The organism is Lachnoclostridium sp. An196 (assembly GCF_002160135.1).
GTDB lineage: Bacteria > Bacillota > Clostridia > Lachnospirales > Lachnospiraceae > Hominiventricola > Hominiventricola avistercoris.
On record NZ_NFJZ01000001.1, the window covers coordinates 359,966 to 373,156 of the forward strand.

The window sequence follows — 13,191 nt, forward strand, 5'->3', positions numbered from 1 at the left end:
GAGTTATGAAATGGAACGTCTGAAAAATAATGTGCTGCTGCTTTTGACCGCCTTGATCTGGGGCTGCGCGTTTGTGGCACAGAGCGTTGGCATGGATTATGTGGGGCCATTTACGTTTAACGCGGTAAGATGTCTGATCGGTGCCGCCGTACTTGTGCCGGTGATTTTTCTGATGGACCGTCTGGAAGGAAAGAACGGAAAAAGGGAAAAGAAAGGCGGCGGAAAGACGCTGCTTTTAGGCGGCGTTGGCTGCGGCATGGCTCTTGGCGTTGCCAGCAGCCTTCAGCAGATCGGCATTCAATATACGACTGTGGGAAAAGCGGGATTTATCACGGCCATGTATATTGTCATTGTACCGCTGCTGGGAATCTTTGCGGGGAAAAAGGTACGCCCGGTGATCGGCCTTTGCGTGGTCGGGGCAGTGGCGGGATTGTATTTTCTCTGCATGACCGATGGATTCACTCTGAGCACGGGAGATTTTCTGGTGCTGCTCTGCGCGGCGGCGTTTGCGGTTCACATCCTGATCATTGATCATTTCTCGCCGCTGGTAGACGGCGTGCGCATGTCGGCGATCCAGTTTCTGGTGGCAGGTCTTATGTGCTCCGTGCCTATGCTTCTCTGGGAGAGACCGCAGCCGGCAGTCATTCTGACCGCATGGGCTCCGATCCTGTACGCGGGCGTGCTCTCCTGCGGCGTGGCGTATACGCTGCAGATTCTGGGTCAGAAAGGCGCGGATCCTACGGTGGCGTCGCTGCTTCTGAGCCTGGAGTCTGTATTTTCCGTGCTGGCGGGCTGGGTGATCCTGGGACAGGCCTTAAGCGCCAGGGAACTGTTTGGGTGTGTGCTCATGTTCGGAGCGATCATCCTGGCCCAGCTTCCGGAGAGAAAGACTTTGGTGAACCCCGGGGAGGAGCCGGAGAGAACAGAAAAACAGAGTAGATTCCGGCAGAGAAGATGTGTATAATAAAATTGACACAGAGTTTAAAGTATAAAAGGAGGCTGGGGTATGCAAGTATTTAATGAATTAGATTCTATGTGTGGTATTTCGGATGAAGAGCTTACAAAGAGATTTAGAGAAGCGGTACGTATAGATAATGAAATAAAAAGGGTTAAAGGTGCTCCTATTGCCGGGTATGATGAAAAAAAGAAGGCAGCTTACTTAGAATATCCAGATGGAAGGAGAAAGTATGCCGAATCCCGTTGAAAACATGAAATTGCCGGAAATCATAGTTTTTGCCGGACCTAATGGAAGTGGGAAAACTACCGTCACACGGATGGCAAAAATAATTGAGCCATATATTAATGCTGATGATATCAAACGGACTAATTATTGCACAGATTTAGAAGCGGCTCAGTTAGCGGAACGAATGAGAGAAAATGCGGTTGCCCAAAAGAAAAGTTTTACATTTGAAACGGTTTTGTCGACGGAGCGGAACCTTAAATTATTACAAAAAGCAAAATCGCAAGGATATTTTATAAGGTGTATTTATGTACTAACTGCTGATGTAAATATTAATATACTTAGAGTAGAATCTCGAAAAGCTATGGGTGGACATGGTGTACCAGAGGAGAAAATACGTTCCAGATATAAAAAAGCATTGACATTGATTCCCGAGCTTGTTGAAGTTTGTGATGTTATGCACATTTATGATAATTCGTCTCTCCCTTTTCGAATTTTTAAGAAAAGAAAGACTGAATATTTTTATTGGGAAAATGAGTATTGGTCTATGGATAAAATACATGGGTTAGTGGGTATTTGAATTTTATAATGGTAGGAGAAATAAATTATGAAAAAAATACTGGATCTGCTGACGCAGGAGACCGCAAAGGCGTTCGCGGCGGCAGGATATGATGAAAAATATGCGCGGGTCAGCCTGTCCAACCGGCCGGATCTGTGCGAGTATCAGTGCAACGGCGCCATGGCGGCCGCAAAGGAATACCACAAAGCGCCGGCCATGATCGCGGACGCGGTGACAGAGGAGCTGCGTAAATCTCCCGTATTCGAAGATGTACAGGCGGTGAAGCCGGGATTTATCAACATGAAGCTGGCGCCGGAGTTTCTGTGCGGGTATCTGAATGAAATGGAGAGAGACGATAGACTGGGCTGCGACCGTACAGAGCGTCCGGAGACGATCCTGATCGATTACGGCGGACCCAATGTGGCAAAACCGCTGCATGTGGGCCATCTGCGTTCGGCCATCATCGGGGAAAGCATCAAACGGATGGGACGTTTCATGGGACACCATGTGATCGGGGACGTGCATCTGGGAGACTGGGGACTGCAGATGGGACTGATCATTGTGGAACTTAGGAACCGTAAGCCGGAGCTTCCTTATTTTGACGAGGCATATGAGGGAGAATATCCTGAGGAGGCTCCGTTTACGATCGCGGAGCTGGAGGAAATCTATCCGACCGCCAGCGCCAGATCAAAAGAAGACGAGGCATACAAAGAGGAAGCTATGCAGGCAACTTACGAGCTGCAGCATGGACGGAGGGGATATCAGGCGCTTCTGCAGCATATCCTGAATGTGTCGGTTACGGACCTGAAACGCAATTACGCGAACCTGAACGTGGAATTTGACCTGTGGAAAGGCGAATCCGACGCGCAGCCCTATATTCCCGCCATGGTTCAGGAGATGAAGGACAGGGGTTATGCCTACGAGAGCGACGGCGCGCTGGTGGTGGATGTGAAAGAGGACACTGACACCAAAGAAGTGCCGCCTTGCATGATTCTGAAATCCGACGGGGCTTCCCTGTATACGACTACTGATCTGGCGACGCTGGTGGAACGGAGAAAACTGTATGATCCGGATCAGGTTATTTACGTGGTGGACAAGCGGCAGGAAATGCATTTTATTCAGGTGTTCCGCTGCGCGAAGAAATGCGGTATTGTCAAAGAAGAGACAAAGCTGAGATTTCTGGGATTCGGCACCATGAACGGCAAGGACGGAAAGCCTTTCAAGACGAGGGAAGGCGGGGTCATGCGTCTGGAATATCTGATCAAGGATATTAATGACGAGATGCTGAAAAAGATACAGGCGAGCCGTCCTATGGAGGAAAAAGAAGCGGAAGCGACCGCGAAGATCGTGGGATTGTCGGCGCTGAAATACGGAGATCTGTCCAACCAGGCTTCCAAAGACTATATTTTTGACGTGGACCGCTTTACTTCCTCGGAGGGAAATACGGGGCCTTATATCTTGTATACGATCGTGCGTATCAAATCCATCCTGAAAAAATATCAGGAAGAGGGCGGAAATGCAAAAGACGCCAGGATCCTGCCCTGCGGCAACGAAAGCGAAAAATCCCTGATGCTGGAACTGACAAAATTCAACAGCGTTATGGAAACCGCGTTTGAAGAAATCGCTCCCCATAAGATCTGCGCGTATATTTATGACCTGGCTAACGCGTTCAACAAATTCTATCACGAGACAAAGATTCTGGGTACCGAAGAGGATGAGCTGCAGAAGAGCCGTATCCGGCTTCTGACTTTGACGAAGAGAGTGCTGGAAACCTGCATCGATATGCTTGGATTTGAAGCGCCGGAGAGAATGTAGCATGGAAGAGTCTCGAAGGTCCCTGACCGCCGGGAATCTGGTACATGCCTGCGCGCCGCTGGCGCTGTATTATCTGATCTCTTCCGCGGCGTCCTTTATCTGTATGCAGATTCTGGCGCTGGAGGCCGGTTTTGCCGTACTGGAATCGGGGAGCGGAGACGTTTACGATTATATTTTACAGGAATATCCGGGGAAAATCCTCCAGATGGTTCTGCTGACGGCGGCGGTGGCGGTTCCGGCTTTTGGCTGGCTGTATTACAGGGACTTAAGAGAACGGGAAAGGTTTTCTTTCCGGAACATGATGATCGTACTGGAGGTCCGGCCGGCGGCCTGGGCCATGGCGGGCAGCGTGTGCCTGGCGCTGGCGCTGAACCTGCTGCTTCTGGCTTCGCCTCTGCCGGACTGGTCGGCGGGCTTTGAACAGACACAGGAGGCGCTTTATCAGGGAAATATCTGGATGGAACTGGCAGTGTCCGGCGTGGCTGCGGCTGTCATGGAAGAACTCCTGATGAGGGGGCTTTTTTACGGAAGACTCCGGGAGATGATGGAGTCCGGAAGGGCTGTCTTCTGGAGCGCATTGGCTTTCGCCATGTGCCACGGCAATCTGGTGCAGGGAATCTACGCTTTTCTGATGGGCTGTCTTCTGGCGTGCCTGAAGGAGCGTTTCCGGACCATTTGGATACCGATTCTGGCCCATATGTGCGCCAACATTGCCGTCATCTTTATGAGTGAATCCGGAGGAATGGATTTTCTTTTGCAAAGACCTTTTCTGGCAATTCTGGCGGTTCTGGCCGGCGGTCTGACCGCGGCTCTGACCCTGCTTCTGGTCTGGGCGTCCGGACAGTCTGTTTCAGAGAGAACAGAGCGATATAAATGATGTGAAAATTTTGAAAATTTAACAGAAATCCCATTTCCAGAATGAGAACGAAGAAGTTTTTTTCTGGAAAATGGGATTTTTTTAACTTTAAATTGGATAAAAAAATAATCAAACTGAAAAATTTATTGCATAAAACAAAATAATATTGATTGAAATTCCATAATTATCAGATAATCTGACGATTATGATGAAAAACGGGATTTACAAATAAAAAAAACAGGAGTAAACTTAAAACCAACAACAGCAAACGAACAGGCGAAGGAGAGGTTACCGCTTATGAAAGATCAAAAGAAGATGGAATGTCCCGCGCAGGGCATGTATGATTCCAGTTTTGAACATGACAACTGCGGCATCGGCGCGGTGGTCAATATTAGAGGTATCAAATCCCACCAGACTGTAGCGGATGCGCTCAGCATCGTAGAGAATCTGGAGCACCGCGCCGGAAAAGACGCGGAAGGCAAGACCGGCGACGGCGTGGGAATCATGGTACAGATCTCCCATAAATTTTTCAAAAAAGAGTGCGCGAAGCTGGGCATTCAGCTGGGCGGAGAGAGAGAATACGGCATCGGTATGTTTTTCTTTCCCCAGGATGAGCTGATGCGCAATCAGGCGAAAAAGATGTTTGAGATCATTGTGGAGAAGGAAGGCATGGAGTTTCTGGGATGGAGAGAAGTCGCTACCAATCCCAAAGTGCTTGGATCGAAGGCGCTGGAGAAGATGCCGGCGATCCTTCAGGCATTTATCGCGAAGCCGGATGATGTGGCATGCGGTCTGGATTTTGACCGGAAGCTCTACATTGCCCGCAGGGTTTTTGAACAGTCCAACGATAACACTTATGTAGTATCCTGTTCCAGCAGGACGCTGATTTATAAAGGCATGTTCCTGGTAGGCCAGCTGCGGCAGTTTTTCCCGGATCTGCAGAGCCCGGATTATGAGAGCGCCATCGCGCTGGTGCATTCCCGTTTCTCCACCAATACGCTTCCCAGTTGGGAACGCGCGCATCCGTACCGCTTCCTGGTACATAACGGCGAGATCAATACGATCAAGGGAAATGCGGACAAGATGCTGGCCCGCGAGGAGACGGTGGAATCCGACTGTCTGAAAGGAGAATTTCACAAAGTACTTCCGGCGATCAGCGCTTCCGGTTCCGATTCGGCCATGCTGGACAATACGCTGGAATTCCTGGTGATGAGCGGTATGGATCTGGCGCTGGCAGTCATGATCCTGATTCCGGAGCCGTGGCTGAACAATCGGACCATGTCCCAGAAAAAGAAAGATTTTTATCAGTATTATGCGACCATGATGGAACCCTGGGACGGTCCCGCTTCGATTCTGTTTACCGACGGCGATGTGATGGGCGCCGTACTGGACCGCAACGGTCTGCGTCCGTCCCGATATTATGTGACTACCGACGACCAGCTGATCCTTTCTTCCGAGGTGGGAGTGCTGGATATCGACCCGTCCAGGATCGTGATGAAGGAGCGGCTGCATCCGGGCAAGATGCTTCTGGTGGATACCAGACAGGGCCGGATCATCGACGACAATGAGCTGAAGGAGTCTTACGCGAACCGCCAGCCTTACGGTGAGTGGCTGGATCACAGCCTGGTAAGTCTTTCCGAACTGAAGATTCCCAACCAGAGAATCGAGGAGTACGCGCCGGAAGAACTGGAGCGCCTTCAGAAAGCATTCGGCTACCGGTATGAAGATGTGAGAGGATCTATCATGAGCATGGCGGCCAATGGTTCCGAGGCTACTTCGGCCATGGGAATCGACGTGCCGCTGGCGGCGCTGTCCGACCATCATCAGCCGCTGTTCAATTATTTCAAACAGCTGTTCGCGCAGGTGACCAATCCGCCTATCGACGCTATCCGTGAAAAGATCGTTACTTCCACGGTAGTCTATGTGGGCAAGGACGGAAACCTGCTGGAAGAGAAACCGGAGAACTGCTGCGTGCTCAGAATCAACAACCCGATCCTGACCAACACAGATCTGCTGAAGATCAAGACTATGAAGAAGGAAGGCTTCAAGGTGGAAGTGCTTCCGATCACCTATTATAAAAATACCAGTCTGGAGCGTGCCATCGACCGGCTGTTTGTGGAAGCTGACCGGGCTTACCGGGACGGAGTAAATATCCTGATCCTGTCCGACCGGGGCGTAGATGAGAACCATGTGGCGATCCCGTCTCTGCTGGCGGTGTCCGCGCTGCAGCAGCATCTGGTCCGGACCAAGAAACGTACCGCCGTATCCATCATCCTGGAATCCGGCGAACCCAGGGAAGTACATCATTTCGCAACGCTGCTGGGATACGGCGCCTGCGCGATCAATCCGTACCTGGCGCAGGAGAGCATCAGGGACCTGATCGATAAGGGAATCCTGAATAAAGATTACTACGCGGCAGTAAACGATTACAACCAGGCGGTCATCGGCGGTATTGTGAAGACGGCGTCCAAGATGGGCATTTCCACGATCCAGTCTTATCTGGGTTCCAAGATCTTCGAGGCGATCGGCATCAACAAAGAAGTGGTGGACAAATATTTTACCAACACCGTCAGCCGCATCGGAGGCATCGGTCTGAAAGAGATCGAGGAACAGGTGGAAGCGCTGCATACGGCTGCGTTCGATCCGCTGGGACTGGACACCAGCCTGACTCTGGACAGCCTGGGTCTTCATAAAGAGAGAAGCGCCGGGGAAGAGCATCTGTACAATCCGCAGACGATTCATCTCCTGCAGAAGTCTGCCAGAGAAGGAAGCTATGAACTGTTTAAGCAGTATACGGCGCTGATCAACGGAGAGAACAACCACGGGCAGATCCGCACGCTTTTGGATTTCAAATATCCGAAGAAAGGCATCCCGCTGGAAGAAGTGGAGAGCGTGGATTCCATCGTGACCCGTTTCAAGACCGGAGCCATGTCCTACGGTTCCATCTCCCAGGAGGCACACGAGTGTCTGGCGATTGCCATGAATACCATCCATGGCAAATCCAACACCGGTGAGGGAGGAGAGAGCATCGAACGTCTCACCGTCGGACCGGACGGCCTGAATAAATGCTCCGCGATCAAGCAGGTGGCAAGCGGACGTTTCGGCGTGACCTCCAGATATCTGGTCAGCGCCCAGGAGATTCAGATCAAGATGGCCCAGGGAGCGAAACCGGGCGAAGGCGGACACCTGCCGGGCGGAAAAGTGTATCCGTGGATCGCCAAGACAAGGATGTCCACGCCGGGCGTAAGTCTGATCTCTCCGCCGCCTCATCATGATATTTATTCCATCGAGGATCTGGCACAGCTGATCTATGACCTGAAGAACGCGAATCCAAGAGCAAGGATTTCTGTGAAACTGGTATCCGAAGCGGGCGTAGGTACCGTCGCTGCCGGCGTGGCAAAGGCAGGGGCTCAGGTTATCCTGATTTCCGGCTACGACGGAGGAACCGGAGCGGCTCCGGCCAGCTCCATTCACAACGCGGGACTTCCGTGGGAACTGGGGCTTTCCGAGACCCATCAGACACTTCTGAGAAACGGTCTGAGAAACAAAGTCCGCATCGAGACCGACGGCAAGCTCATGAGCGGCCGCGACGTGGCGATCGCCGCCATGCTGGGGGCGGAGGAGTTCGGATTTGCGACGGCTCCGCTGGTGACCATGGGATGCGTCATGATGCGCGTCTGCAACCTGGATACCTGCCCGGTGGGCGTGGCTACCCAGAATCCGGAGCTTCGGAAACGCTTCCGCGGCAAACCGGAGTACGTGATCAACTTTATGAGATTTATCGCGCAGGAGATGCGCGAATACATGGCAAAACTGGGAATCCGTACCGTGGATGAACTGGTGGGACGCTCGGATCTGCTGAAGGTGAAAGAAAACCGTGTAGGGCGCGCGGCCACCATAGACCTGACCCGTATCCTGGAGAATCCGTATGCGGGCAAAGGGCAGAAGGTGATCTTTGATCCCAGGCAGGTATACAACTTTGAACTGGAGAAGACGCTGGATGAAAAAGTTCTGTTAAAGGAACTGCGCGGCGCGCTGGATAAGAAGCAGAAGAGAAGCATTGAACTGGATGTGGGCAATACGAATCGCGCGTTCGGAACCATGTTCGGATCCGAGATCACCAGACGTTATCCGGAGGGACTGGAGGAAGATACCTTCACAGTGAAGTGCAACGGCGCCGGAGGACAGAGTTTTGGCGCGTTTATTCCGAAAGGTCTGACCCTGGAACTGGAGGGCGATTCCAATGACTACTTCGGAAAAGGACTTTCCGGCGGCAAACTGATCGTTTATCCGCCCAAGAGCGTGACTTTCAAACAGGATGAGAACATCATCATCGGAAACGTGGCGTTCTACGGGGCTACCAGCGGAAAAGCCTATATCAACGGAGTGGCCGGAGAGAGGTTCTGCGTCCGCAACTCAGGCGTCCGGGCAGTAGTGGAAGGCGTGGGCGACCATGGCTGCGAGTACATGACCGGAGGCTGCGTGGTGATTCTGGGCGATGTGGGCAAGAACTTTGCGGCCGGTATGAGCGGCGGCGTCGCTTACGTGCTGGATGAGACCCGCGACCTGTATACCAAGATCAACAAAACCATGGTGACTCTGGAACAGGTGACGAACAAATACGACGTCCAGGAATTGAAGGACATGATCAAAGAACACGTGGCCTACACCAATTCCGTAAAGGGCAAACAGATCCTCGACGATTTCGAGCACTATCTGCCGAAGTTCAAGAAAATCATTCCGAACGACTACAAGCGTATGCTGAGTCTGATCGTCCAGATGGAGGAAAAGGGAATGAATACCGAACAGGCACAGATCGAGGCATTTTATACCATCAAGAGAGGATAGGAGGCACGAAGCGATGGGAAAACCGACCGGCTTTTTAGATTATGAGCGCAGGAGTGCGAAAGCGGAAGCTCCTCTGGATAGAATCAAACATTTTAATGAATTTCATACTCCGCTGTCTAAAGAAGAGCAGGAGAAGCAGGGCGCAAGATGTATGGACTGCGGCGTTCCGTTCTGCCAGGCGGGCGTCATGATTTCAGGCATGATGTCCGGATGCCCGCTGCAGAATATGATCCCGGAGTGGAACGACCTTCTGTATCTGGGCAACTGGGAAGAGGCCTACCACCGTCTGGTCAAGACCAGCAACTTTCCGGAATTTACCGGAAGGGTATGTCCGGGACTCTGCGAGGTGGCATGTACCTGCAATCTGAACGGCGACCCGGTGGGCGGCAAGAGCAATGAACTTGCGATTATTGAAAATGCCTACCGTATGGGATATGCCCACGCCAGACCTCCCAAGGTACGCACAGGCAAAAAAGTGGCGGTCGTCGGCTCCGGCCCTTCGGGGCTGGCGGCGGCCGACCAGCTGAACCGCAGGGGTCATTCGGTGACTGTATATGAGAGAGACGACCGGGTAGGCGGTCTCCTGATGTACGGGATTCCGAATATGAAACTGGAGAAACAGTATATTGACCGGAAAATCAATATTATGAAAGAAGAAGGGGTCCGGTTTATCACCAGCTGCAATGTGGGCGTGGATGTGAAAGCGGATCAGCTCCTGAAGGAATACGACAAAGTGATCCTCTGCGGAGGAGCGAAAAATGCCCGGGATATCAAGGCGCCGGGAAGGGATGCCAAGGGAATCTATTTTGCGGTGGATTTCCTGAAAGCCACCACCAAGAGTCTTCTGGATTCCAATTTTGAAGACGGAAAATTTATCCCGGCAGAAGGTAAGAACGTGTTGGTCATCGGCGGCGGAGACACCGGCAATGACTGTGTGGGAACTTCGATCCGCCTGGGCGCGGCATCTGTGACCCAGCTGGAGATGATGCCCAAGGCGCCGGACGACCGTCTTCCTTCCAATCCCTGGCCGGAGTGGCCCAGAGTCTGCAAGACCGACTATGGCCAGGAAGAAGCGATCGCCAAATTCGGCCGTGATCCCCGCATCTATCAGACCACGGTGCAGGAATTTATCAAAGATAAGAACGGCTGCGTAAAACAGGCGAGGATTGTCCGCCTGGAGAGCAGGAAAGATGAAAAAACCGGACGTATGGCGATGATGCCGGTAGAAGGCAGCGAGTTTGTCGTGGATGCGGATCTGGTGCTGATCGCGGCAGGATTTCTGGGAAGCCAGGACTATGTGACGAAAGCGTTCGGCGTAGACGTGGACGGCAGAACCAATGTGGCGACCGAACCGGGGAAACATCTGACCAATGTGCCGAATGTATTTGTGGCAGGAGATATGCACAGCGGACAGTCTCTGGTGGTGCGTGCGATCCGGGACGGACGCGACGCGGCGCGGGAAGTGGACGAAGCGCTGATGGGATATACGAATCTGTAAGTTCCGAAGTATCTGAATGTAAAATACCCACGCAGGGGCAGGCATGGCTTGATCGGAAGCCGCGCCTGCCCCTGCAGCCGGTTTTCAGGTTTTTACAGTTTTGTCTCTCCGGACAGGACCTTTTTGTAATCCTCATAGTTCCGCTTAAGCAGCTCAGGGGTATCAAGGCCGTACGGACATTTTTGCTTACAGGATCCACAATGCCTGCAGTCTTCGATTTTCTTCATTTTTTCCTGCCATTCCGGAGTCAGGTGCGCTTTGGAAGGAGCCCGGCGAAGAAGCAGCGACATGCGGGCGCAGTTGTTGATCTCGATGCCGGCGGGACATGGCATGCAGTAGCCGCAGCCGCGGCAGAAATCTCCCTGAAGTTCTCTGCGGTCTTTTTCAATGACGGCAGAAAGTTCTTCATCCATGACCGGGGGATTCTGGATGAAGGATAGAAACTGATCCAGTTCGCTTTCTCTCTGGATGCCCCAGAGCGGCAGAGTTTCCGGATACTGGGCCTGAAAAGCATAGGCGGCGGCCGCGTTGGTGATCAGCCCGCCGGACAGGGCCTTCATGGACAGAAATCCCATGTCCTGTCTGCGGCATCCCTCCAGGAGCTCCTGTTCCTGTTCCCCTGACAGATAGCAGAACGGAAACTGAAGTGTCTCATAGAGCCCGCTTTCAATAGCTTCCCGGGCTATATTCAAACGGTGATTTGTAATTCCGATATGCAGGATCATTCCTTTTTTCTTCGCTTCCAGGGCGGCGTCATACAATCCGCTCTCGTCGCCCGGTTTCGGACAGAAGGACGGGTTGTGAAACTGGTAGATATCCAGATGGTCGGTTTTCAGGTTGCGAAGGGTGACCTCCAGATCTTTCCAGAAATCTTCCGCGGTCCGGGCACCGGTTTTGGACGAGATCCGGATGCGGTCGCGCCGGCCGTCAAAAGCCTCGCCCAGTTTCTCTTCGCTGTCTGTATAAGCTCTGGCAGTATCGTAGAAGTTGATGCCGCCGTCAAAAGCCTTGTGGAGCAGATATACCGCTTCGGACTTTGTAATTCTCTGGATCGGCAGCGCTCCGAATCCATTCTTGTTTACGGTGATCTCAGTTTTTCCCAAACGTACAGTCGTCATGTTCAGAACTCCTTTACTGATGGTTTGTTTTCGTTTATACTTATCAGTATAATACGGAAATCAGAACATTGTACAGAAAAATGTCGTTTTGTGTTTCCATAAGAGCGGAGCAACAGAAAAATGGGAAAGAAATCAGGGGAAAATCTTAGAAAGTCCAGCGCCCACAACCGGGGGCTGGTGCTGCAGCTGACCGCCACGGGAGAGGCGGTGACCAGGATTGAACTGGCCAGGCAGACAGGGCTTACGAAGATGACCATCAGCAATATTGTATCGGAGTTCCTGGAAAAAGGGCTCCTGGAGGAATGCGAGGAGAAGCTTACGCAGAATTGCGGGAGGAATCCCATCTGCCTCAAAGTGTCCGGATTTGCGCCGAAGATCGTCGGCCTGCTGATCTTCCGCAGCCGGCTGGAGACAGTGCTCTGCGACCTTCGCCTGCAGATCCTCAGAAGGGCGCGGTGGGATTTCTCTGAACTGGACAGGGAAAGTCTGATCAACCGTTCCTGCGATCTGATCGACCAGGTCAGCGCGGGGGAGGAGCGGATCCTGGGAATCGGAGTGGCCAGCATCGGACCGGTCAACATGAAGGAAGGCATGATACTGAATCCTCCCAGATTCTTCGGCATCAGCCATGTGCCTGTGGTGGAGGAACTCCGGAAAAGATATCCATGGCCCGTCTGCCTGGATCATGACAGCAACAGCGCGGCGCAGGCGGAAAAATTGTTCGGAGTAGGGAAAAAAGTGCAGGATTTCCTGTTCCTGGAAGTGACCGACGGGATCGGTTCCGGAATCGTCAGCAACGGAGAGGTCATTCACAACAGCCGGGGGTACGCGCCGGAGATCGGCCATATCAGTATCCATGGTGACGGGGAACTGTGCTCCTGCGGCAATCGGGGCTGTCTGGAACTGTATGCGGACGCCAATGTTGTGAGCGGGCGGCTTTGCCGGGAACTGGGGATCCGGGCGGATTTCGAGAAACTGTGCAGGATGTGGGAAAGGAAAGAAGTAGACACGGCGCTCCGGAAGATGATGGAGGACCTGTCGGTGGCGCTGGTGTCGGCGGTGAATCTTCTGCAGCCGGAACTGATTGTACTGGGATACGAAGCGGTGTACCTGCCGGAAAGATATGTGGGATATCTGGAAGAACTGGTAAATCAGCGCAAATTTATCCGGGACGGCCAGAGGACGGTCGTGAAGAAAGCATATTTTGGGGCGGACGCCCAGCTGGTAGGAGCTGCCGCCAATATTCTTGCGCGGGTGTTTTCGGGAAAAATTTTGGTTTAGATCCGCTTTTGAATTGACAATTTTGTGCGATATGTT

General features: G+C 52.5%; 9 protein-coding genes. 8 read left to right on the top strand and 1 reads right to left on the bottom strand.

Annotation, left to right across the window (positions count from 1 at the left end):
* Nucleotides 1-10: 10 nt before the first annotated feature.
* The 7 genes from B5F29_RS01600 to B5F29_RS01630 all read left to right on the top strand — a co-directional run bounded on the left by B5F29_RS01600 (nt 11) and on the right by B5F29_RS01630 (nt 10,756).
* A complete protein-coding gene (locus tag B5F29_RS01600; protein ID WP_087152921.1) occupies nt 11-964 on the top strand; it encodes a DMT family transporter in 954 nt (317 codons plus the stop codon).
* A 42-nt stretch (nt 965-1,006) separates the two neighbouring features.
* On the top strand, nt 1,007-1,204 hold the full coding sequence (locus B5F29_RS01605) for a hypothetical protein (protein WP_087152922.1): 198 nt from the start codon (nt 1,007-1,009) through the stop codon (nt 1,202-1,204).
* Entirely contained in the window at nt 1,188-1,760 is a 573-nt protein-coding gene (locus B5F29_RS01610) for a zeta toxin family protein (RefSeq protein WP_242955548.1), read from the top strand. Before B5F29_RS01605 ends, B5F29_RS01610 begins: the two co-directional genes overlap by 17 nt.
* A 27-nt stretch (nt 1,761-1,787) precedes the next feature.
* Complete coding sequence (argS, locus tag B5F29_RS01615; protein WP_087152923.1) at nt 1,788-3,554, top strand: arginine--tRNA ligase; 1,767 nt, start codon at nt 1,788-1,790, stop codon at nt 3,552-3,554.
* A gap of 1 nt (nt 3,555) precedes the next feature.
* On the top strand, nt 3,556-4,431 hold the full coding sequence (locus B5F29_RS01620; protein ID WP_087152924.1) for a CPBP family intramembrane glutamic endopeptidase: 876 nt from the start codon (nt 3,556-3,558) through the stop codon (nt 4,429-4,431).
* A 276-nt stretch (nt 4,432-4,707) separates the two neighbouring features.
* Nucleotides 4,708-9,258: a glutamate synthase large subunit gene (gene gltB, locus B5F29_RS01625; protein ID WP_087152925.1), complete on the top strand. Its 4,551-nt coding sequence runs from the start codon at nt 4,708-4,710 to the stop codon at nt 9,256-9,258.
* A 13-nt stretch (nt 9,259-9,271) separates the two neighbouring features.
* A complete protein-coding gene (locus B5F29_RS01630; protein WP_087152926.1) occupies nt 9,272-10,756 on the top strand; it encodes a glutamate synthase subunit beta in 1,485 nt (494 codons plus the stop codon).
* A 92-nt stretch (nt 10,757-10,848) separates the two neighbouring features.
* Here the strand turns inward: B5F29_RS01630 and B5F29_RS01635 are convergent, their stop codons facing one another.
* On the bottom strand, nt 10,849-11,874 hold the full coding sequence (locus B5F29_RS01635; protein ID WP_087152927.1) for an aldo/keto reductase: 1,026 nt from the start codon (nt 11,872-11,874) through the stop codon (nt 10,849-10,851).
* Between the two features lie 120 nt (nt 11,875-11,994).
* On the opposite strand from B5F29_RS01635, the gene B5F29_RS01640 reads away from it, so the two are divergent.
* The gene (locus B5F29_RS01640; protein ID WP_087152928.1) at nt 11,995-13,155 is read left to right on the top strand and encodes an ROK family transcriptional regulator; all 1,161 of its coding nucleotides are present in this window, start codon (nt 11,995-11,997) and stop codon (nt 13,153-13,155) included.
* Nucleotides 13,156-13,191: the final 36 nt, after the last annotated feature.